This window comes from Escherichia sp. WS568, assembly GCF_046486085.1.
GTDB lineage: Bacteria > Pseudomonadota > Gammaproteobacteria > Enterobacterales > Enterobacteriaceae > Escherichia > Escherichia coli.
Genome location: NZ_JBJQMC010000008.1, coordinates 89,988 through 111,365, shown reverse-complemented (window position 1 = coordinate 111,365; position 21,378 = coordinate 89,988). Strand labels below are relative to the sequence as shown.

22 protein-coding genes and 1 pseudogene are annotated in these 21,378 nt (G+C 46.2%); 9 read left to right on the top strand and 14 right to left on the bottom strand.

Translation table 11 applies throughout. The features are described 5' to 3' along the window. Positions 1–166 precede the first annotated feature (166 nt). Positions 167–1,393, top strand: a complete 1,227-nt coding sequence (gene pepT / locus ACJHWR_RS11365) for a peptidase T (RefSeq protein WP_000359446.1) — start codon at positions 167–169, stop codon at positions 1,391–1,393. 48 nt (positions 1,394–1,441) lie between these two features. Here the strand turns inward: pepT and roxA are convergent, their stop codons facing one another. The 8 genes from roxA to rluE all read right to left on the bottom strand — a co-directional run bounded on the left by roxA (position 1,442) and on the right by rluE (position 9,274). Then, the gene (gene roxA, locus ACJHWR_RS11360) at positions 1,442–2,563 is read right to left on the bottom strand and encodes a [50S ribosomal protein L16]-arginine 3-hydroxylase (RefSeq protein ID WP_001295435.1); all 1,122 of its coding nucleotides are present in this window, start codon (positions 2,561–2,563) and stop codon (positions 1,442–1,444) included. Between the two features lie 75 nt (positions 2,564–2,638). Then, the gene (gene phoQ, locus ACJHWR_RS11355) at positions 2,639–4,099 is read right to left on the bottom strand and encodes a two-component system sensor histidine kinase PhoQ (RefSeq protein ID WP_000735408.1); all 1,461 of its coding nucleotides are present in this window, start codon (positions 4,097–4,099) and stop codon (positions 2,639–2,641) included. Beyond that, positions 4,099–4,770: a two-component system response regulator PhoP gene (gene phoP, locus ACJHWR_RS11350; protein ID WP_001265481.1), complete on the bottom strand. Its 672-nt coding sequence runs from the start codon at positions 4,768–4,770 to the stop codon at positions 4,099–4,101. Before phoP ends, phoQ begins: the two co-directional genes overlap by 1 nt. Positions 4,771–4,938: 168 nt before the next feature. Continuing rightward, positions 4,939–6,309 (bottom strand): adenylosuccinate lyase, encoded by a 1,371-nt coding sequence (purB, locus tag ACJHWR_RS11345; RefSeq protein ID WP_000423739.1) that lies wholly within the window; start codon positions 6,307–6,309, stop codon positions 4,939–4,941. Positions 6,310–6,312: 3 nt separating this feature from the next. Then, positions 6,313–6,954, bottom strand: coding sequence for a high frequency lysogenization protein HflD (gene hflD / locus ACJHWR_RS11340; protein ID WP_001295971.1), 642 nt, complete (start codon positions 6,952–6,954; stop codon positions 6,313–6,315). Positions 6,955–6,989: 35 nt separating this feature from the next. Beyond that, entirely contained in the window at positions 6,990–8,096 is a 1,107-nt protein-coding gene (mnmA, locus tag ACJHWR_RS11335) for a tRNA 2-thiouridine(34) synthase MnmA (protein WP_001353282.1), read from the bottom strand. A gap of 53 nt (positions 8,097–8,149) precedes the next feature. After that, positions 8,150–8,611, bottom strand: coding sequence for a phosphatase NudJ (gene nudJ / locus ACJHWR_RS11330; RefSeq protein WP_000476093.1), 462 nt, complete (start codon positions 8,609–8,611; stop codon positions 8,150–8,152). Between the two features lie 9 nt (positions 8,612–8,620). Next, entirely contained in the window at positions 8,621–9,274 is a 654-nt protein-coding gene (gene rluE, locus ACJHWR_RS11325) for a 23S rRNA pseudouridine(2457) synthase RluE (protein ID WP_001248701.1), read from the bottom strand. Positions 9,275–9,445: 171 nt separating this feature from the next. On the opposite strand from rluE, the gene icd reads away from it, so the two are divergent. After that, entirely contained in the window at positions 9,446–10,696 is a 1,251-nt protein-coding gene (gene icd / locus ACJHWR_RS11320) for an NADP-dependent isocitrate dehydrogenase (RefSeq protein WP_000444487.1), read from the top strand. A 102-nt stretch (positions 10,697–10,798) separates the two neighbouring features. Here icd and ACJHWR_RS11315 read toward each other — a convergent pair whose 3' ends face one another. The 6 genes from ACJHWR_RS11315 to bluF all read right to left on the bottom strand — a co-directional run bounded on the left by ACJHWR_RS11315 (position 10,799) and on the right by bluF (position 14,597). Then, positions 10,799–11,122 carry an anti-adapter protein IraM gene (locus tag ACJHWR_RS11315; protein WP_000871294.1) on the bottom strand — a complete coding sequence of 108 codons (324 nt, stop codon included), beginning with the start codon at positions 11,120–11,122 and terminating at the stop codon, positions 10,799–10,801. A 258-nt stretch (positions 11,123–11,380) separates the two neighbouring features. Then, the gene (locus ACJHWR_RS11310; RefSeq protein ID WP_120795380.1) at positions 11,381–11,425 is read right to left on the bottom strand and encodes a protein YmgK; all 45 of its coding nucleotides are present in this window, start codon (positions 11,423–11,425) and stop codon (positions 11,381–11,383) included. A gap of 236 nt (positions 11,426–11,661) precedes the next feature. After that, on the bottom strand, positions 11,662–11,772 hold the full coding sequence (locus tag ACJHWR_RS11305) for a hypothetical protein (protein WP_019842521.1): 111 nt from the start codon (positions 11,770–11,772) through the stop codon (positions 11,662–11,664). A gap of 52 nt (positions 11,773–11,824) precedes the next feature. After that, positions 11,825–12,229 (bottom strand): DUF1398 domain-containing protein, encoded by a 405-nt coding sequence (locus tag ACJHWR_RS11300; protein ID WP_000373096.1) that lies wholly within the window; start codon positions 12,227–12,229, stop codon positions 11,825–11,827. Between the two features lie 220 nt (positions 12,230–12,449). After that, on the bottom strand, positions 12,450–13,181 hold the full coding sequence (gene bluR / locus ACJHWR_RS11295; protein ID WP_000332300.1) for a DNA-binding transcriptional repressor BluR: 732 nt from the start codon (positions 13,179–13,181) through the stop codon (positions 12,450–12,452). Positions 13,182–13,385: 204 nt separating this feature from the next. Continuing rightward, positions 13,386–14,597: a blue light-responsive regulator BluF gene (gene bluF, locus ACJHWR_RS11290; RefSeq protein WP_012311660.1), complete on the bottom strand. Its 1,212-nt coding sequence runs from the start codon at positions 14,595–14,597 to the stop codon at positions 13,386–13,388. A 313-nt stretch (positions 14,598–14,910) separates the two neighbouring features. Between bluF and ycgZ the strand changes: the two genes are divergently transcribed. The 7 genes and pseudogenes from ycgZ (at position 14,911) to ACJHWR_RS11255 (ending at position 21,371) form a co-directional block, all read left to right on the top strand. After that, a complete protein-coding gene (ycgZ, locus tag ACJHWR_RS11285) occupies positions 14,911–15,147 on the top strand; it encodes a regulatory protein YcgZ (protein WP_000554153.1) in 237 nt (78 codons plus the stop codon). A gap of 42 nt (positions 15,148–15,189) precedes the next feature. Further along, positions 15,190–15,462 (top strand): hypothetical protein, encoded by a 273-nt coding sequence (locus tag ACJHWR_RS11280; RefSeq protein WP_000858011.1) that lies wholly within the window; start codon positions 15,190–15,192, stop codon positions 15,460–15,462. 28 nt (positions 15,463–15,490) lie between these two features. Then, on the top strand, positions 15,491–15,757 hold the full coding sequence (ariR, locus tag ACJHWR_RS11275) for a biofilm/acid-resistance regulator AriR (RefSeq protein WP_000888777.1): 267 nt from the start codon (positions 15,491–15,493) through the stop codon (positions 15,755–15,757). Between the two features lie 112 nt (positions 15,758–15,869). After that, a complete protein-coding gene (gene ymgC, locus ACJHWR_RS11270; RefSeq protein ID WP_001330600.1) occupies positions 15,870–16,118 on the top strand; it encodes a protein YmgC in 249 nt (82 codons plus the stop codon). Positions 16,119–16,449: 331 nt separating this feature from the next. Then, positions 16,450–17,973 carry a cyclic diguanylate phosphodiesterase gene (locus ACJHWR_RS11265; RefSeq protein ID WP_012602364.1) on the top strand — a complete coding sequence of 508 codons (1,524 nt, stop codon included), beginning with the start codon at positions 16,450–16,452 and terminating at the stop codon, positions 17,971–17,973. 131 nt (positions 17,974–18,104) lie between these two features. Then, positions 18,105–18,323: a cell division-associated protein YmgF gene (gene ymgF, locus ACJHWR_RS11260; RefSeq protein WP_001065862.1), complete on the top strand. Its 219-nt coding sequence runs from the start codon at positions 18,105–18,107 to the stop codon at positions 18,321–18,323. 399 nt (positions 18,324–18,722) lie between these two features. Beyond that, positions 18,723–21,371 (top strand): annotated as a pseudogene (locus ACJHWR_RS11255) (ECIAI39_1904 family autotransporter adhesin). Positions 21,372–21,378: the final 7 nt, after the last annotated feature.

The window sequence follows — 21,378 nt, the reverse complement described above, 5'->3', positions numbered from 1 at the left end:
AAACCGCTTGAATCGCCAATCTTTGTTGTGAATTACTGGCTTAGCTTTATATTCATTAAGGTAATGCTGATAAATATTCCCGCTTGCAGGGGTAAAAGTGACCTGACGCAATATTTGTCTTTTCTTGCTTCTTAATAATGTTGTCACAAAAAGTGAGGGTGACTACATGGATAAACTACTTGAGCGATTTTTGAACTACGTGTCTCTGGATACCCAATCAAAAGCAGGGGTGAGACAGGTTCCCAGCACGGAAGGCCAATGGAAGTTATTGCATCTGCTGAAAGAGCAGCTCGAAGAGATGGGGCTTATCAATGTGACCTTAAGTGAGAAGGGCACTTTGATGGCGACGTTACCGGCTAACGTCCCTGGCGATATCCCGGCGATTGGCTTTATTTCTCATGTGGATACCTCACCGGATTGCAGCGGCAAAAATGTGAATCCGCAAATTGTTGAAAACTATCGCGGTGGCGATATTGCGCTGGGTATCGGCGATGAAGTTTTATCACCGGTTATGTTCCCGGTGCTTCATCAGCTACTGGGTCAGACGCTGATTACCACCGATGGTAAAACCTTGTTAGGTGCCGATGACAAAGCAGGTATTGCAGAAATCATGACCGCGCTGGCGGTATTGCAACAGAAAAACATTCCGCATGGTGATATTCGCGTCGCCTTTACCCCGGATGAAGAAGTGGGCAAAGGGGCGAAGCATTTTGATGTTGACGCCTTCGATGCCCGCTGGGCTTACACCGTTGATGGTGGTGGCGTAGGCGAACTGGAGTTTGAAAACTTCAACGCCGCGTCGGTCAATATCAAAATTGTCGGTAACAATGTTCACCCGGGCACGGCGAAAGGCGTGATGGTAAATGCGCTGTCGCTGGCGGCACGTATTCATGCGGAAGTTCCGGCGGATGAAAGCCCGGAAATGACAGAAGGCTATGAAGGTTTCTATCACCTGGCGAGCATGAAAGGCACCGTTGAACGGGCCGATATGCACTACATCATCCGTGATTTCGACCGTAAACAGTTTGAAGCGCGTAAACGTAAAATGATGGAGATCGCCAAAAAAGTGGGCAAAGGGTTACATCCTGATTGCTACATTGAACTGGTGATTGAAGACAGTTACTACAATATGCGCGAGAAAGTGGTTGAGCATCCGCATATTCTCGATATCGCCCAGCAGGCGATGCGTGACTGCGATATTGAACCGGAACTGAAACCGATCCGCGGCGGTACCGACGGCGCGCAGTTGTCGTTTATGGGATTACCGTGCCCGAACCTGTTCACTGGCGGTTACAACTATCATGGTAAGCATGAGTTTGTGACTCTGGAAGGTATGGAAAAAGCGGTGCAGGTGATCGTCCGTATTGCCGAGTTGACGGCGCAACGGAAGTAAGCGAAAAGGGATGCGGCATGTGATGCCGCATCCGGCTTAAATCCAAACTTACCCTTCGAAGAACCAGTATCCGCTATTGACCAGCGCCGCGAGCATCGCGAGGAATGACGGATCTTCCAGCGCATCGCCAAAATTCTCCGCAGTCAGCGCAATGTTGCTGGCGAGTGCATCCAGTGCCGGACGGTGCGGGGAATCGATCTTCTCACCATTGGCATACACGTCGTCGCCAATGCGCAATACGCGTAGACCACCCAGGCGCACCAGCACATCACCTTGTTTCAGCGCATCGTAGATTTCATCCGGCTGATAAGGCGGCTCTGGCGGCGCGATATCCAGTTCATGACGTGACTGGGATATAAACTCCCCAAACCATTGCTTAAAGTGTTCCGGCTGGTTGATCAATTCGAGCATCATCTCACGCAGTTTATCCATCTCTTGCGGCAGAACATCCGCAGGATGAGCGCGAGGTGGAACATCAGGATCGCTGTAGTAGTTGCCGCCCAGTTCACGTTGCAGCACATAATCGGCAAATCCGCTAATCAGTTCCCGCGTATTTGGCGCGCGAAAACCTACGGAATAGTTCATCGCATTTTCCAGCGCGTAGCCTTCATGCGGGAATCCTGGCGGAATATAAAGAATATCGCCAGGCTCCAGCTCTTCATCGATGATGGCTTCGAACGGATCGACCTGTAACAGATCCGGGTGCGGGCAGTGCTGTTTCATTTGCAGCTTTTCGCCCACTCGCCAGCGACGACGTCCGGTACCCTGAATGATAAACACGTCGTACTGATCGAGATGCGGGCCGACGCCGCCGCCTGGTACAGAAAAAGAGATCATCAGATCATCAATACGCCAGTCCGGTAGTTCACGGAACGGTCGCATTAGCGCGGCGGTCGGCTCATGCCAGTGGTTCACTGCTTGCACTAACAATGACCAGTTAGTTTCACCGAGATGATCGTAGCTTTCGAATGGACCGTGGCTGACCTGCCATTTGCCATCCTGATGACTGACCAGTCGACTGTCGACTTCGCTTTCCATCGCCAGACCCGCCAACTCGTCTGGAGAGATCGGGTCAATAAAATTATTAAAGCCGCGTTTTAACACCACCGGGCGTTTCTGCCAGTGACGTTCAAGAAAATCGGGCCAGTTAAGAGTGAGTTGGTATTCCATGTTAAGCATCCACAGGCTGGTATCTGCAACCGATTATAACGGATGCTTAACGTAATGCGTGAAGTATGGACATATTTATTCATCTTTCGGCGCAGAATGCTGGCGACCAAAAATCACCTCCATCCGCGCACCGCCCAGCATGCTCTCTCCGGCGACGATTTTACCCTCATATTGCTCGGTGATTTCGCGGGCTACCGCCAGCCCTACACCTTGCCCAGGGCGTAAAGTATCAACCCGTTGACCACGGTCGAAAATGACCTCTCGCTTGCTTAATGGAATACCGGGGCCATCATCCTCGACCACAATATAGAGATGCTCGTCGGTTTGCCTTGCAGAAATTTCGACAAACTCGAGGCAATATTTACAGGCATTATCCAGCACATTGCCCATCACCTCGACAAAATCGTTCTGCTCACCAACAAAGCTGATCTCTGGCGAAATATCGAGAGAGATATTGACCCCTTTGCGTTGATACACTTTGTTCAGCGCCGAGGTGAGCTTGTCCAACAGTGGGGCGACCGGATGCAGCTCGCGGCTAAGCAATGTCCCGCCGCGCATACTGGCACGATGCAGGTAGTAGCCAATTTGCTGTGAAATGCGGCTGATTTGCTCCAGCATTACCGGCTCAGCATCACTGACGCTCATCTTCTCACTACGCAGAGAACGCAGCGTACTTTGCAGCACCGCCAGTGGCGTTTTCAGACTATGGGTCAGGTCGGTGAGCGTTGTACGATATTTGTCGTAACGTTCGCGTTCACTTTTTAACAATCGGTTCAGGTTTCGTACCAGACTGGTCAGTTCTCGCGTTGTGGCTGGATTGAGCAATTCGCGGTTATGTTCTTCCAGTTCGCGGACTTCTTTTGCCAGGGCTTCGATGGGGCGTAAACTCCACCAGGCGGCGACCCACAGCAGCGGGATCACTAACAGCAGATTGGCTGAGAGCACATAGATAAACCAGCTCCAGACCATATAGGAACTTTTTAGCTCCACCGGAATGGTATCCACCACCACAATGGTTAACTTTGGCATCCGCGATGTTGCCGGGTAGACGTTTACCGCTACCGAGTGGGTCATCTCCGCGTCGTCATCATCTTCCCGCACTTCCTGCAACTGTTGCTGTATCGAATGATCTCCACTCAGCAAGAGGCTGGTATCGTTAACATCCGCTTCAATTTCATGAAAACCATTCGATTTCAGCCAGTCAGGCTGGATCATCTTCATCAGCCAGGGCACGTCACGTTGCGCCCATAAAAGCTGCCCGTTCTCATCATAAATTAGCGTCATGGTGGGGCTTTGCTTGTCGATATTTTCGGGTAACTCGACATGCAACTTATTGTTTTCCCACTTCGCAAGGGTATAGAACAGATTGCTCTCGCCACGTAACAGCCGAAACGTGGTTTTATCGAAACTGACGCTATAACCGATCAGCGCAACCATTCCGTAGGCAAGCGAAAGCACCAATACTACTGCTGCCGTTGCTAACAGAAAACGTACCCGCAGCGAGAGCGGGAAAAAAAGACGCAGTAATTTTTTCATCAGCGCAATTCGAACAGATAGCCCTGGCCGCGAACGGTGGTAATCACTTCTTGCGGATATTGTGCCTGAATTTTTTTGCGCAGACGTCCCATCAGTACATCAATGGTATGGCTTTCCCGCAGCTCCGCATCCGGGTAGAGTTGTAGCATTAACGAATCTTTGCTGACCACTTTGCCATTATTGCGTATCAACGTTTCCATAATGGTGTATTCGAACGCGGTTAGTTTGATCACTTCGTCATTAATAGATAATTCACGGCGGGAGAGATCAACCTGAAACGGTGGTAGCGAAATGACCTGTGAAGCCAGACCGCTATTACGCCGCATTAATGCCTGCATTCGCGCCATCACCTCTTCAATATGAAACGGTTTAGTCACGTAATCATCAGCACCGGCACTTAATACTTCGACTTTGTCCTGCCAGCTTTCACGGGCGGTTAATACCAGAATCGGCAGTGAAACATCATTGCTACGCCAGCGGCGAATCAGTGACAGACCATCCTCGTCAGGCAATCCGAGATCGACAATCGCAATATCCGGTAAATGTTCATTGAGATAATAATCGGCTTCTTTGGCATCTTCTGCGTCATCGACCTGATGACCAGCATCCTGAATCTGAACTTTAAGATGGTGACGTAACAACGCATTGTCTTCAACAACCAGTACGCGCATTTTTATTTCTCCCTGTCTTAATTATTAAAATAGTGTAACGCGATTATGTGGTTATGGGGGTAAACATTAAATAAACCAGCGGGGGAGGGGAGGTAAAGTGAAAAAATAAAAAGCGGATAATCTTAATAAGCAGGCCGGACAGCATCGCTATCCGGCACTGATACGAGTTTATTTCAGCTCATCAACCATGGTGATGGCGCGACCAATGTAGTTTGCCGGCGTCATCGCTTTAAGGCGGGCTTTCTCTTCTTCCGGCAGCGCCAGACCGTCGATAAACTGCTTCATGCCTTCGGCGTCAACGCGCTTACCGCGAGTCAGCTCTTTCAGCTTCTCGTACGGTTTTTCGATGCCATAGCGACGCATAACTGTCTGGATTGGCTCAGCCAGCACTTCCCAGTTGTGATCCAGTTCATCCAGCAGATGGCCACGGTTCACTTCCAGTTTGCTCACGCCTTTCAGGGTGGATTGATACGCAATCAGCGCATAACCGATACCCACGCCGAGGTTACGCAGCACGGTGGAGTCGGTCAGGTCACGCTGCCAGCGGGAAACTGGCAGTTTGCTTGCCAGGTGCTGCAATACCGCGTTGGAAAGGCCCAGGTTTCCTTCGGAGTTTTCGAAGTCGATCGGGTTAACTTTATGCGGCATGGTGGAAGAACCAATCTCACCAGCAATGGTTTTCTGTTTGAAGTGGTTAAGGGCGATATAACCCCAGACGTCACGGTCAAAGTCGATCAGAATGGTGTTGAAGCGCGCAACGCAATCAAACAGTTCGGCAATGTAGTCGTGCGGTTCGATCTGGGTGGTGTACGGGTTCCACTGAATACCCAGCGAGGTGACGAACTCTTCGCTGAACTGATGCCAGTCAACTTCCGGGTAAGCGGCGATGTGGGCGTTATAGTTACCGACCGCACCGTTGATTTTGCCGAGGATCTCCACCTGGTTAAGCTGGCGGTACTGGCGCTCCATACGGTAGGCGACGTTAGCCATCTCTTTACCGATGGTTGACGGCGTGGCTGGCTGACCGTGGGTACGGGACAGCAGCGGGATATCGCGGTACTGAGCGGCGAGATCTTTAATGCCATCAATCAGTTGACGCCAGTACGGCAGGATCACTTCATCACGCGCGGTTTTCAGCATTAATGCGTGGGAGAGGTTATTGATATCTTCCGAAGTACAGGCAAAGTGGATGAATTCAGAAACCGCGTGCAGTTCCGGGATCTCCGCCACTTTTTCTTTCAGGAAATACTCAACCGCTTTAACGTCGTGGTTAGTGGTACGCTCGATGGTTTTGATGCGTGCGGCATCTTCTTCGCTGAAACTGGCGACAATTGCATCAAGGTAACCGATTGCGTCGGCAGCAAAAGCAGGAACTTCCTTGATCGCTGCGTGCGCGGCCAGTTTTTGCAGCCAACGTACTTCAACTTGTACACGGAATTTCAGCAAACCATATTCGCTGAAAATCCCGCGCAGCGCGCTGACTTTATCGCCGTAGCGTCCATCGACAGGGGAAACGGCGGTCAGTGAGGATAATTCCATAGATCACAACTCCGGGGTTAAATGAGCAAGAATTTGTTTTGCCTGAGTGGTCAGGCGATTACGAGAAAACATCAGTTGCAGACGTCCGCCGCCGACCTGGTGCCAGAGCACGGCGGCGCGAATGCCTGCCAGCAGGGTAGCGCGGACTTTCGCCTGTACCTGTGGACTTTGCAGTACAGCAGGGGAACCGGTGACCTGAATGCGTGGGCCAAGCGGGCTAATCACATCAACATAGATAGCAGCCATCGCGCTCATCAGCGTTTCGGACTGTAAATCGAAGTGTTCGAGCTGGCGTTGCAGGCCGTTGATCCGGTTGCCCAGAGTGTCGAGCGCACCTTTCGCTGAGGAGAGTTTGCGCTCAAGCACCATCAGACTGAGTGTGTAGCGGGTTAATTCGGCGTTTAAGCCCTGGCGACTGCTGGCATTGAGTACGCCGAGCAAGGTTTCCAGCCCGACGCGCAGGTTGGCTTCGCTGCCGCCAAAAACCGCCAGCGTTGAGCTGGGGTTCATATCGATAATACTGTTGAGTGAGACGTGTAGCGCATCGCCATCACAATGCCCCTGGTGAGCGAGTTGTTGCACCAGGCGTGCCGACTGACAAATACCGGCCAGGGCGAGGGTGATGTCATAGTAATTCTTTGCCACGTTCACTGCTTCCTTGTTTTAAGTAAAGATAATAATCAGACCGGCAGCGGCAGACGCTGCTCAATAATACCGCCACCGAGGCACACCTCACCGTTATAAAAAACGGCAGACTGGCCCGGCGTCACGGCGGCAACCGGCTCATCGAAAATCACTTCAATGCGATCATCGTCCAGCGCCTTGACGGTGCAGGGGATATCGGTCTGGCGATAGCGGGTTTTTACCGTGCAACGCATAGTGCCGGTGAATGGTTCGCGATCGACCCAGTGCAGCTGCTGGGCAATCAGACCGACAGACATCAGACGCGGGTGTTCATGGCCCTGCGCAACAATCAGAATGTTGTTTTCGACGTCTTTATCGACCACATACCACGGTTCTTCGGTGCCTTCTTTGGTGCCACCGATACCCAGACCTTTACGCTGACCGAGAGTGTGATACATCAGCCCCTGGTGCTCACCAATTTCATCGCCATCGACGGTAATGATTTTGCCCGGTTGCGCCGGGAGATAACGGCCCAGGAACTCGCGGAATTTACGTTCGCCAATGAAGCAAATGCCGGTAGAGTCTTTTTTCTTCGCGGTGACCAGACCAAGATCTTCAGCAATCTTACGCACCTGCGGTTTTTCCAGTTCGCCGACCGGGAACAGGCTTTGCGCAATCTGCTCATGGCTAAGCGTATAAAGGAAGTAGCTCTGGTCTTTATTGCTGTCCAGACCACGCAGCAGGCGGCTCTTGCCATCGACATCTGCCCGACGTACGTAATGACCGGTAGCGATATAATCGGCACCTAAATCTTCGGCGGCAAATTCGAGGAAGGCTTTAAATTTGATCTCTTTGTTGCACAGAATATCCGGATTCGGCGTGCGACCGGCTTTATATTCGGCAAGGAACAGTTCGAAGACGTTGTCCCAGTACTCGGCAGCAAAGTTAACGGTGTGCAGTTCAATGCCGAGCTTGTCGCAGACAGCCTGGGCATCAGCCAGATCCGCTGCCGCTGTGCAATATTCCTCACCGTCGTCTTCTTCCCAGTTCTTCATAAACAGGCCTTCGACCTGATATCCCTGTTGTTGCAACAGCCAGGCAGAAACGGAGGAATCGACACCGCCGGACATGCCGACGATTACTTTTTTTGCGGTTTCAGACATTGGATCACTCACGACATTGAACTTCAAGGCGGCGTATTCTATCACGCAGCCTTTTAGATGACACCCTTTGTAAAAGGCCAGTTAAAATCGCCAATCATCTCCAGCGGATAGCGTTGCCCGCTTTGATAACAACGAATACTTTCCGCCACCAGCGGCGAACGAAGATTTGACGCCTGTAAAATTTCTTCGGCGCTGACCCAACGGCAGCAGTCGATATCGCTGTCATGAGGCTGGGTCGGGCATATTTGCTCAAGCTCAATGGCAAAGAGGAAACGCAAAAACGGCGTTTTATCTGGCGCAATCCACTGATGCATACGAATAAAGTGTTGCGGCTGCGCGCTGATGCCGGTTTCTTCCCACAGCTCACGGGCGGCGGCTTCCACTAAGGTTTCATCGGCTTCCAGATGCCCGGCAGGTTGGTTCCATAACGCTTTACCATTAATCGTCTCTTCAACGACTAAAAATTTGCCTTCTGCGTGCACCACGCAAGCAACGGTAACGTGCGGTTTAAACATTTTGCGTCCTTAATCTGTCGCTTCTCGCCATTCGCCGTTGGCAAGATTATCCAAAGAGTAATCACCCATCGCATAGCGAATCAGTCGCAGCGTGGGGAAACCAACATGGGCGGTCATGCGGCGCACCTGGCGATTACGTCCTTCATATAAAGTAATCTTCAGCCAGCTGGTGGGAATACTTTTACGTTCACGAATCGGCGGATTACGCGGCCATAACCACTCCGGCTCTTCAACCAGGTCCACGCCTGCGGGCAGGGTAGGGCCATCATTTAAGGTCACGCCATTGCGCAAGGCCTCAAGTGCGTCTTGTGTGGGAATACCTTCCACCTGCACATAATAGATTTTCCCGGTGCGTTTACCCGGCTGGGTTAAACGCGCCTGCAACGCACCGTTATTGGTCAGCACCAGTAACCCTTCGCTATCGCGGTCAAGACGACCTGCTGCATAAACGCCCTGAACCGGGATGAATTCTTTTAATGTTTTGCGTCCGGCTTCATCGGTGAACTGCGGAAGAACATCGTAGGGTTTATTGAACAGGATCACACGCGTGGGCTGGTTTTCAGGTTTACGCCTGGTAGAACGTTGCGAGCTGAATCGCTTAACCTGGTGATTTCTAAAAGAAGTTTTTTGCATGGTATTTTCAGAGATTATGAATTGCCGCATTATAGCCTAATAACGCGCATCTTTCATGACGGCAAACAATAGGGTAGTATTGACAAGCCAATTACAAATCATTAACAAAAAATTGCTCTAAAGCATCCGTATCGCAGGACGCAAACGCATATGCAACGTGGTGGCAGACGAGCAAACCAGTAGCGCTCGAAGGAGAGGTGAATGGAAAGTAAAGTAGTTGTTCCGGCACAAGGCAAGAAGATCACCCTGCAAAACGGCAAACTCAACGTTCCTGAAAATCCGATTATCCCTTACATTGAAGGTGATGGAATCGGTGTAGATGTAACCCCAGCCATGCTGAAAGTGGTCGACGCTGCAGTCGAGAAAGCCTATAAAGGCGAGCGTAAAATCTCCTGGATGGAAATTTACACCGGTGAAAAATCCACACAGGTTTATGGTCAGGATGTCTGGCTACCTGCTGAAACCCTTGATCTGATTCGTGAATATCGCGTTGCCATCAAAGGCCCGCTGACCACTCCGGTTGGTGGCGGTATTCGCTCTCTCAACGTTGCTCTGCGCCAGGAACTGGATCTCTACATCTGCCTGCGTCCGGTACGTTACTATCAGGGCACTCCAAGCCCGGTTAAACACCCTGAACTGACCGATATGGTTATCTTCCGTGAAAACTCGGAAGACATTTATGCGGGTATCGAATGGAAAGCAGACTCTGCCGACGCTGAGAAAGTGATTAAATTCCTGCGTGAAGAGATGGGCGTGAAGAAAATTCGCTTCCCGGAACATTGCGGTATCGGTATTAAGCCGTGTTCTGAAGAAGGCACCAAACGTCTGGTTCGTGCAGCGATCGAATACGCAATTGCTAACGATCGTGACTCTGTGACCCTGGTGCACAAAGGCAACATCATGAAGTTCACCGAAGGCGCGTTTAAAGACTGGGGCTACCAGCTGGCGCGTGAAGAGTTTGGCGGTGAACTGATCGACGGCGGCCCGTGGCTGAAAGTTAAAAACCCGAACACCGGCAAAGAGATCGTCATTAAAGACGTGATTGCTGATGCATTCCTGCAACAGATCCTGCTGCGTCCGGCTGAATATGATGTTATCGCCTGTATGAACCTGAACGGTGACTACATTTCTGACGCCCTGGCAGCGCAGGTTGGCGGTATCGGTATCGCCCCTGGCGCAAACATCGGTGACGAATGCGCCCTGTTTGAAGCCACCCACGGTACTGCGCCGAAATATGCCGGTCAGGACAAAGTAAACCCAGGCTCTATTATTCTCTCCGCTGAGATGATGTTACGCCATATGGGTTGGACTGAAGCCGCAGACCTGATTGTTAAAGGTATGGAAGGCGCGATCAACGCGAAGACTGTAACCTATGACTTCGAACGTCTGATGGAAGGCGCTAAACTGCTGAAATGTTCAGAGTTTGGTGATGCGATCATCAAGAACATGTAATCTCTACATGTGTTAAATATTGAAACGGGCGTATAACACGCCCGTTGTTTTATTTATGTGGATATTATTAATAGCATGTCGAGAATATTTATATGAAGCCCATTACTTGAGTCCATATGGGCATATTTTTATAATGCAACTATTATGCAAACATTTATTTGTTATTTTGCTTTCTCCTGGAGGACACTCTTGACTGCTTTTGAGTAAACTCCATAAATCCTTGTTGAATGATGCGATGTTATAAATAGTAATAGGATATTCTTTATCCTTAAGGATAATACCAGACTTAACCGGTGTAAATATCCTGCCAGGAGGGAGAAATATAGTAGATTGATACCAGATGATCATTTTCATATCACCCCATATGGCTGAAAAAGATATGCCGCATGTAGGTTGAATTACCGTGTCAATTACTATCCACTTCATTTGTTATGTCTTATCCCACGGTGCTTAATATAGTTCATTTGGATGTTCATTTCTTGATTTTGCATATGTGTATATTACTCCCAAAAAAATAAATTAATTAAAAATTAATGTCATTATCTATATAAAACAAAATTTAAAGCAAGGAATCTCAATAGAGATTAAACAAAATGAGATTTAGTGAAAACATTAAATTATTCACTTCGTTTTAGATTTGTTTAGCTAAAATGTTATACATTCAAATGACTGAATATTCTGTAATTAAAACATAGCCTTTATGCTACTTTGAGCCAATTTGCTAAACATTATGGTTGGCCTTTTAATATAACGATAATGATGAATATAAGCATGACATGAGAATAATGTTTCAATTTTTTAGTTATATAGGAATGGTTTGACCCATTCCTGGCTAAAATACATATAACCGGATGATGACTAAACCAAAACACATGTGCGTTAAGTATTGAAACGGGCGTATGGCACGCCCGTTGGTTTTATAAATATGTTAACCGTTATAAAATAACGTATAGAAAGTCAAGTGATCACATTTCAAATATCAAGTTGATAGTATTGATCTGGTGATTATTTATGGGTGGCAATAAAAAGATAGTATTACTCATCCATATGAATAGTCTCTGCACTTTTATTTCCATTATGCTAATGCCTTACTGAATTATGAAGCATTTTTTAAGCATCCAACTTTAGCTAGATTAATGGTTTATTGTTTTCTACATCTTCAATATATAAAAGCGTATTATCAATGGCGTAGTAACTGCGTTTGTTATGATTAACATCAGTAACCCACCGGAAAACGCCAGCGTCTGCCAGTGTTGAACAGTATTCCCGAAATGTAGATTTTCCGCAAATATGAAGCAATGCGGCCTCTTTTATTTTAGCAGGGTTCTTGGTCGTACTAACTTTTAACAGGTTCCTGGTTCCTCTTAATAACAAAACCGTGTCATCGTGAGTAATAATTCTGATGTTATCCGTAGCTAGATAATAAATGTAATGTGCAATACGGTGATGTTTTAATTCTGAATAAAACCAGGAGAAGTTTTGCTCTTTTCTCACTTGCTCAAACATCTTTTGAAAAACAACGACCTGATCCATCAGGATAATAACCTCTTGTTAGTTGTGAGATTGCGTAGTGTGCACGATCGGTTTTACCACTTCAATCTGGTCTGTCCTTTGGCTGTGATATGTACAAAGTGTGAAAGGGGGATTACCTGAATTCTCCCGGTGAACATTTTGTAATGGACCAGCTCCGGTACAAACGCTGTTGTGGGTTCAGATTATAACATTCTGTCTAAGGGGCGGGATAAAGGTGAAATTAGGGGGCATGGAAGATGACTTTATAACCTTGCTCACCCCAGTGTTGTAAAAGTTCGTTTTGCCTTCTCGTTGGTGCCATGCCTGTCCAGACAATCAATGTTTGCGTCGGGAACAGTTCCGGGCGCGGCGATTCAATGGGATCAGCAAGAACAGAAATGTGCCATCCTGACAATGATAAACGCCATGCTTCCAGCCACAATCGTGCTCTCTCTTCAACATTCCACGCCATCAGAATGGCTTCTTTACCGGGCTTACGGCGCATTTCGAAAAGCGAGGCTGCTGCGTATTCAATTAATGCGCCGTCAAACATACTGCTCATAATGCGGGAGGTGTTGTGATCAAGCACGAGACGCTGGCGAACAGGAAGGTAAACATGATTAATCAATTGATCTACTGGGTACTCTCGGCCCAGTGAAATAATTCTCGCGCGTAGTTTGGCAGGATTAGCCATACGAAGAATTGACATCATCTCTTCTTGCAGGCGGCTCCAGTCATCTTCCGTATCCTGGCTGGTGGTTTCCAGTAATGCTTTAACTTTGCCTACAGGGACGCCATTACTTATCCAACGCTTGATCTCTTCGATGCGTTGTATGTCTTCTTCATCAAAGAGTCGGTGTCCGCCTTCACTGCGCTGTGGTTTTAACAAACCGTAGCGGCGTTGCCAGGCCCGGAGAGTGACAGGATTAATCCCGCAACGTTCAGCAACATCACCAATGCTGTAATAAGCCACAATTCCTCCTTGCGGTCACAAATCTCCGTCGCCTGTACACGACCCAATAATACTTTGTACAATATACGCTAAAATTGTACAAAGTATAAATAAGATTTCAGCTAAATTGAATGAAACATTATTTTTAATGTGGATTAAATTTAAACATAACGTATTCATTTTCACGATGATTTTCAGAAATCATACGAAATAATGTGCTGAAAATTATTTTTTCTCCGGCCACGCAACTGAAGGGATACCATTCAATTTAGCTTTCGCAAACAGATCTCCCTGAAACATCTCAATTCCTGCAGATTCAAGCCACATCCACTCTTCTGGTGTTGTCACACCCATAGCAGAGACTTGAATTTCAAGTGATGTACAGCATTTTATGATCGCTTGAATAATTGCCTGCCGTGGCCCGCTTTTATGAACATTGGTAATCAATTCCTGACTGATTTTAATTCTGTCAGGCTGGAAGCGTGACAGGAGTAACAAACCGGCAAAACCTGCGCCAAAATGATCAATTGCTACACTGATACCGGCAGCCTTAAGCGATTTAATCGCTTCTGCAAACTCATCAAACCGAGATATGACTTCACTTTCAGTAAATTCAACGATGATTTGTTCAGGCACCAGAGCATTGGCCTTTATTTCATCAAGTAAAAAAGAGACTGCGTCAGGTTCGTTAACCAGGGTCATAGGTAATAGATTGATTGAAATCATTTTATCACCGAGCTCAAGTGCGTGTGCCATCGCGAATGCAAGCGCCTTACTTTTGAGATCCGCTTTGTAGATTTCCCCGTCTTTACGCTGCCCAACCGCTATAGCTGATGGGCTATCTTCATTTTTTTGCACAATGGCTTCAAAAGCGATTATCCGCCGCGATAAGGGATCGACAATAGGATGAAAGGCAAAGTGGTCATTTATAGTTGGTGAAAGGGTACAGGAATCAAGTTCTTTATCAGATCCGTCAGCGATAAAAAGCCAGGAGTCTTCGGCAGGGATCTCGAAATAGGTTGCTTGTTCGGTTGCAAGGACAAAAGTACGAAAAAATTGTAGCGCTCTGTCATCATAAGTTAGCTGAAATTTTGATGTGCCTTTGTCGAATACGGCCTGTAAAACGTCATCTCGCTCGTGCAGGCGCAAATCAAATAATTCCATTCCCGCTTTGCCAAAACGGCGAGCAGGCGCGTAATCGCACATCAGCTCAACAATATTATAGTGCCGTGGATCCTGGCATATAGCCCGATATATCATTTTAACCTGTTCTTCCGGACCTTCCAGAAGCTGGAAAAAATGAGAACCATTAAACAGTAAGATCCCTGTTACGTCAGACTGCATGTTCCTGCGATTTGCTATCGAAACCATTTCTTCGATTTTTTTGACAGGTTCGTCGTCACGTATATGGCTACGATAAATAAGGGTGGTAAGCATTAACTGTCCAGGGTAATGGGAGAGGCGAGAGTAAGACGGTAACAGACATATCTTCCGGTGTCTTTCTTTTAATACCAAAACATAACTGTTTCTTTACATTGATAAAAAATGGAAAAAGTTGAAGATGAGTTGGCGAAAATTCTTGTATAGGTTGTTATCTAAATGATGCAATATTTTTTATCATAACATGTTGTTTTGTATGTATTAGCACTAAATGCAAAAAATTAATTTATCATTCTGTACACATATTTCGTACAAGTTTGCTATTGTTACCTCACTTAACATTGATTAACATTTTTAACAGAGGCGTAGCATGCATCAAAATTCAGTGACTTCAGATTCTGCGGGAGCAATCACTCGTTACTTTGCAAAAGCTAACTTGCCTACTCAGCAGGAAACTCTCGGGGAAATTGTGACTGAGATTTTGAAAGATGGACGTAATCTGAGTCGAAAGTCGCTTTGTGCCAAACTTCTTTGCCGACTGGAACAAGCGACAGGGGAAGAGGAACAGAAACATTATAATGCACTAATTGGGTTGCTTTTTGAATAATGCAACAGCCTGATTATTTAACAGGTTAGCTATGAAGTCGTTATGAAGACATCTGATAATGAAAGTATAAAATATGAAATTACTGGCCAGGCGGTGCTCCATATACTGCGCATGAAGATAAATTTTTCGTTGCAGACTCTTATTAAGCAATTACTCGTAATGAAATCGGCTGAGGAAAATGCTTTCCGACGAGATTTAATTGACAGCATTATTCGTGATTTTAGCAACAGTGATACAGGAGGGCCAAACAGAAGAACAGCGATAGCTGACAATAAAAGTATGTTCAATGGTAAGAAAATAAACAGAATACATTAAAATTTCATAAGTAAGATGAGAGGTTACCATGCTTGAAGATACTACAATTCATAATGCAATAACTGATAAAGCGTTATCAAGTTACTTTCGCAGTTCGGGTAATTTGTTAGAAGAAGAGTCAGCAGTGTTAGGGCAGGCTGTCACCAATTTAATGCTTTCAGGCGATAATGTTAATAATAAAAATATTATCTTAAGTCTGATACACTCCCTGGAAACAACAAATGATATCCTCAAAGCTGATGTGATCAGAAAAACACTGGAAATCGTGTTGCGATACACAGCGGATGATATGTGACTTTTAATTATTAAGTATAAATTTATAGAAAACTCATTCATCTTATTTTTGTCTGTCGCTTTAGACTATACACAGCATAATTTTATTGGGTTAATATTTCTACGAGGCTGACATGAATAATTCAATCCCAGAGAGATTTATTTTGCAATGTGCTTTGTTTAAAAATCTCGAGAGGGAGGTGTTCATGACGCATGGGTATGTTGATAGTTATATTATTGATCAGGCTTTACGCTTGCGTTTAAAAGATGAAACCAGTGTGATTCTTTCTGATCTCTATCTGCAAATATTGCAGTACATTGAAATGCATAAGACTACACTAACGGATATCATTATTAATGACAGGGAATCCGTGATCTCTTAGAACTTGAGTAAGGTTATAGAATAAACATCAGCTGTATTACCATGCTGGTGCAAAGTGAGCATTTCAGGCGTTATGCTTTCTTAATATGTCCGCAATATCAGGTGCCAAGAATGGAGAGTTCTCGCTCTCCATTCTTGACACCTGATATCCCGCCTAATTTATTTTATCCTATCTACATTATGCTCAATAATTAATGGGTTAGATCAAGATGGAGAAAATTTTATCTTCGGCGTGGATATTTCTTATGCTCTCTACCATGCTCTCTGTAGATGCCAGCGCGAGCGAATGAATGGCATTTTCATGTATTAAACCCTTTGGCCGGGACAAGCAAATGCGCAATACACTCATACCCATCCTCGTTGCGATATGCTTGTTTATAACCGGTGTCGCTATTTTGAACATCCAGCTCTGGTATTCCGCAAAAGCAGAGTACCTGGCAGGAGCGAGATATGCCGCCAACAATATCAATCATATACTTGAAGAAGCGTCACAGGCGACTCAAACAGCGGTTAACATTGCCGGGAAGGAATGCGACCTCGAGGAGCAATATCAGCTTGGCACTGAAGCAGCTCTGAAACCTCACCTGCGCACAATCATCATTCTCAAACAGGGAACGGTCTGGTGTACATCCTTACCGGGGAATCGGGTCCTGCTGTCTCGTATTCCTGTTTTCCCGGACAGTAATTTACTGTTGGCTCCGGCAATCGACACCGTTAATAGATTACCTATCCTGCTCTATCAGAGCCAATTTGCAGATACGCGCATTTTGGTTACGATAAGTGATCAGCATATTCGCGGGGCGCTTAATGTACCCTTGAAAGGGGTAAGGTATGTATTACGCGTGGCGGATGACATTATTGGACCTACGGGTGATGTGATGACGCTTAATGGACATTATCCCTATACCGAGAAGGTTCACTCCACAAAATATCATTTCACTATTATCTTTAACCCGCCACCACTCTTTAGCTTCTACAGACTTATCGATAAAGGCTTTGGGATATTGATATTTATTCTGTTAATCGCCTGCGCCGCTGCTTTGCTGCTTGATAGGTATTTCAATAAAAGCGCAACGCCTGAAGAGATCCTGCGACGGGCTATAAATAATGGGGAGATCGTCCCTTTTTACCAACCTGTGGTAAATGGTCGGGAAGGGACATTGCGGGGAGTTGAGGTGTTAGCCCGCTGGAAACAACCTCACGGTGGATATATATCACCCGCGGCATTTATTCCACTTGCTGAAAAATCCGGATTAATCGTTCCGCTTACGCAAAGCCTGATGAATCAGGTTGCCAGACAGATGAACGCTATCTCGAGTAAACTGCCGGAGGGTTTTCATATTGGAATTAATTTTAGCGCCTCGCATATTATTTCGCCGACGTTTGTCGACGAGTGCTTAAATTACCGTGACAGTTTTACCCGCCGCGATTTAAACCTCGTTCTGGAAGTCACCGAGCGTGAGCCATTAAATGTTGATGAAAGTCTGGTTCAGCGGTTGAACATTCTGCATGAAAATGGTTTTGTCATCGCGCTGGATGATTTCGGTACTGGCTACTCAGGGCTTTCTTATCTGCATGACCTGCATATTGATTATATCAAAATTGATCACAGTTTCGTTGGCCGCGTCAACGCAGACCCAGAATCAACCCGAATTCTGGATTGTGTATTGGATCTGGCGCGTAAACTTTCGATCAGTATCGTCGCTGAAGGTGTCGAAACGAAAGAACAACTTGATTATCTGAACCAAAATAATATCACATTTCAGCAGGGTTATTATTTCTATAAACCTGTTACATACATCGACCTGGTCAAAATTATCCTTTCTAAACCGAAGGTGAAGGTTGTGGTTGAGTGAAAATTGATCAGTAAGGCCATGGTGCGGTGTAATTATAGACAGCTAATTAGCTCGTTGCCTCTTGTTACTATTGTTCATTATTTTGTTTGCTATAATTGTTTGAAAGTTTTGACAGGATTGCCATTAGTAGCATGAACAATAGTAATAATCTGGATTATTTCACTCTCTATATCATCTTTTCCATTGCATTTATGCTGATCACTCTCCTGGTCATCCTTATTGCAAAACCCAGTACCGGGCTGGGAGAAGTGCTTGTGACGATAAATTTGCTTAATGCCCTTGTTTGGCTGGCGATCAATCTGGTTAATCGATTAAGGGAAAGACTCGTCAGCCACAGGGATCAGCACTAATCTTTCAGTTTCTCACTGTCAGTATGCGGCTGAATGGGTTGCTGGCAGTGAACGCCTGGATCATTGAAGGAAAGGTATTATTGCGCAAATAGTTGTCAACCCTGGTGTTATCACAGTTGTTTTTATATATCATCGAAATAATTCTCATGGCAACTATTAATAGTTTTGATGTCGAAGAGTTATTTGTTAAACAAAATCGTCACTCCAAAGTGATCAATGTCATGAAAATAAGGTGAAAAATGATAATGCTGACTTATTTATCATTTATGCATTGTCGCTGTTTATCTATTTAAATTTCTTGTGCTTTTGTTTTTGTCTTTACCCTCCGTTTTGGTAATCTGAACTCATAGGTTATTTGACCAGGAATGTTTGTTAATCCAATGAATGGATGGTTAATCTATGAAACTGAAAAAACTCCCCGGGTTTAGTTTAGGACTTATTGCTTTGGCGGTGGGTAATGCATAAACTGGATAGTTTATTCAGCACGATGAACCTAAACATGTTGTTGAAATAAAAGATGGAGAAGTAAAAGATATTGATAATGCGCTAGTTATAACAACGGGTAATGGAAGTTACGGTGTATCTGTTGCAGGAAAGGGTAGCAATTTAACCATTAACAATGGCGTCATTGTAACAACGGGTGGTTTATATCCTTCTGGCAATAGTCCTCTAAGCACAGTATATACAGCTAGCGCAGTCGTAAGTGAATATGGCGGTGCAGTTATTTTGCAGGGTAATAATACGATTGTCACAACGGGGGATTACTCAATTGGTTTGCTAAGTCAAACGAATGGAAACCTGAATACTGATACCATAATAAGAGTCAACACTGACGGTTCGGTTAACCCCCATTTATCTGACGAAGGTAATACTTTTATTGTTACTGCGGGTAATCACGCAGTCGGCGTTCTTGCTTGTGCATCTCCCGGAAGCGCGCGTGCGTGTGTATCTTCTCTTGATGAAGAAAGTACTGCCGATACAGGAAGTAATGAAAATAACGCCAAAGCAAAACTGGATATGGCAAAAGGGGAGATAACAACCCACGGAACAGAAAGTTATGCCGCTTACGCTAATGGCACTGTCGTCAAGGCGGGTAGCAAGCTTGATTATACCAATGCCAGCGTTACATTAACCGATGTTGATATTACCACGCATGGGGACAATGCTCATGCCATCGCTGCTCGCCAGGGGACTGTTTCATTTAACCAGGGAGAAATTCATACAACGGGTCCTGACGCCGCGATTGCTAAAATTTATAATGGCGGCAAGGTGACGCTGAAAAATACATCTGCAGTCGCGCATCAGGGGGCTGGAATTGTGCTGGAGTCTTCCATAAATGGTCAGGAAGCAACGGTAGATATTTTATCAGGTAGCTCACTACGGTCAGCAAATGAAATCCTCTACAATAAAAATGAGACGAGTAACGTGACCATTACGGATAGTGAGGTATCATCGGCTGCAGATGTTTTTATTAATAATATTAAAGGTCATTTGGTCATCGATGCATCTAATTCAAAAATAACGGGTTCAGCCAATCTTTCAACAGATGATAGCACTCATACCTATCTGTCGCTTTCAGATAATAGTACCTGGGATATTAAAACTGACTCAACGGTGAGCAAGCTCACGGTTGACAATAGTACGGTCTATATTTCCCGGGCAGATGGAAAGGCTTTCGAACCAACAAGATTAACAATAACTGAAAATTACGTTGGTAATAATGGCGTATTGCATCTCAGAACTGAATTGGGTGATGATAATTCAGCTACGGATAAAGTCGTTATTAATGGAAATACCTCTGGAACAACCCGAGTTAAAGTTACCAATGCTGGCGGCAGCGGGGCTTACACGTTAAATGGGATAGAGATTATCAGCGTTGAGGGGGAATCAAATGGAGAATTTATTAAGGATTCGAGGATTTTCGCCGGTGCCTACGAATATTCATTAACCCGAGGTAATACCGAAGCGACCAATAAAAACTGGTATCTGACTAACTTCCAGGCAACGAGCGGCGGTGAAACAAACTCCGGAGGAAGTTCAGCGCCTACTGTTGCGCCTACCCCCGTCCTGCGCCCCGAAGCTGGAAGTTACGTCGCCAACCTGGCAGCCGCTAACACTCTTTTTGTTATGCGTCTGAACGATCGTGCAGGTGAAACGCGCTACATCGATCCTGTAACTGAACAGGAGCGTTCAAGCCGACTTTGGCTACGTCAAATTGGCGGGCATAATGCCTGGCGTGACAGCAACGGACAGTTGAGAACGACCTCGCATCGCTACGTCTCGCAGTTAGGGGCCGATCTGTTAACCGGTGGTTTTACCGACAGTGACAGTTGGCGTTTGGGAGTGATGGCTGGTTATGCCCGCGACTACAACTCAACTCATTCCAGCGTGTCGGATTATCGTTCGAAAGGGAGTGTCAGAGGCTATAGCGCAGGGCTGTATGCCACCTGGTTTGCCGATGACATCAGTAAAAAAGGCGCATACATTGACGCCTGGGCGCAATATAGCTGGTTTAAAAACTCGGTGAAAGGGGATGAGTTAGCCTATGAATCCTATAGCGCGAAAGGCGCAACCGTCTCGCTGGAAGCGGGTTACGGCTTTGCCCTGAATAAATCCTTTGGTCTGGAAGCGGCGAAATATACGTGGATCTTCCAGCCACAGGCACAGGCTATCTGGATGGGCGTCGATCATAATGCGCACACGGAAGCCAATGGCTCACGTATTGAGAATGACGCAAATAACAACTTCCAGACCCGACTTGGTTTCCGCACCTTTATTCGTACTCAGGAGAAAAACAGCGGTCCTCACGGTGACGACTTTGAACCTTTTGTTGAAATGAACTGGATCCATAACAGTAAAGATTTTGCTGTCTCAATGAATGGTGTGAAAGTCGAACAAGACGGGGCGCGTAATCTGGGGGAAATTAAACTTGGCGTAAATGGCAATCTGAATCCGTCGGCCAGCGTCTGGGGTAATGTGGGCGTGCAGCTGGGTGATAATGGCTACAATGACACCGCAATGATGGTGGGCCTGAAATATAAGTTCTGATCCCGCC

Bases quoted from the DNA above. Each gene is read 5' to 3' on its own strand.
- ACJHWR_RS11300 (WP_000373096.1), bottom strand. From the start codon at position 12,229: ATGGATCAGGTCGTTGTTTTTCAAAAGATGTTTGAGCAAGTGAGAAAA.
- pepT (WP_000359446.1), top strand. From the start codon at position 167: ATGGATAAACTACTTGAGCGATTTTTGAACTACGTGTCTCTGGATACC.
- rluE (WP_001248701.1), bottom strand. From the start codon at position 9,274: ATGCGGCAATTCATAATCTCTGAAAATACCATGCAAAAAACTTCTTTT.
- ymgF (WP_001065862.1), top strand. From the start codon at position 18,105: ATGAACAATAGTAATAATCTGGATTATTTCACTCTCTATATCATCTTT.
- phoQ (WP_000735408.1), bottom strand. From the start codon at position 4,099: ATGAAAAAATTACTGCGTCTTTTTTTCCCGCTCTCGCTGCGGGTACGT.
- ACJHWR_RS11305 (WP_019842521.1), bottom strand. From the start codon at position 11,772: ATGGAAATAAAAGTGCAGAGACTATTCATATGGATGAGTAATACTATC.
- purB (WP_000423739.1), bottom strand. From the start codon at position 6,309: ATGGAATTATCCTCACTGACCGCCGTTTCCCCTGTCGATGGACGCTAC.
- ACJHWR_RS11280 (WP_000858011.1), top strand. From the start codon at position 15,190: ATGAAGACATCTGATAATGAAAGTATAAAATATGAAATTACTGGCCAG.
- phoP (WP_001265481.1), bottom strand. From the start codon at position 4,770: ATGCGCGTACTGGTTGTTGAAGACAATGCGTTGTTACGTCACCATCTT.
- ariR (WP_000888777.1), top strand. From the start codon at position 15,491: ATGCTTGAAGATACTACAATTCATAATGCAATAACTGATAAAGCGTTA.
- mnmA (WP_001353282.1), bottom strand. From the start codon at position 8,096: ATGTCTGAAACCGCAAAAAAAGTAATCGTCGGCATGTCCGGCGGTGTC.
- nudJ (WP_000476093.1), bottom strand. From the start codon at position 8,611: ATGTTTAAACCGCACGTTACCGTTGCTTGCGTGGTGCACGCAGAAGGC.
- ycgZ (WP_000554153.1), top strand. From the start codon at position 14,911: ATGCATCAAAATTCAGTGACTTCAGATTCTGCGGGAGCAATCACTCGT.
- bluF (WP_012311660.1), bottom strand. From the start codon at position 14,597: ATGCTTACCACCCTTATTTATCGTAGCCATATACGTGACGACGAACCT.
- ymgC (WP_001330600.1), top strand. From the start codon at position 15,870: ATGAATAATTCAATCCCAGAGAGATTTATTTTGCAATGTGCTTTGTTT.
- ACJHWR_RS11315 (WP_000871294.1), bottom strand. From the start codon at position 11,122: ATGAAGTGGATAGTAATTGACACGGTAATTCAACCTACATGCGGCATA.
- icd (WP_000444487.1), top strand. From the start codon at position 9,446: ATGGAAAGTAAAGTAGTTGTTCCGGCACAAGGCAAGAAGATCACCCTG.
- roxA (WP_001295435.1), bottom strand. From the start codon at position 2,563: ATGGAATACCAACTCACTCTTAACTGGCCCGATTTTCTTGAACGTCAC.
- ACJHWR_RS11265 (WP_012602364.1), top strand. From the start codon at position 16,450: ATGCGCAATACACTCATACCCATCCTCGTTGCGATATGCTTGTTTATA.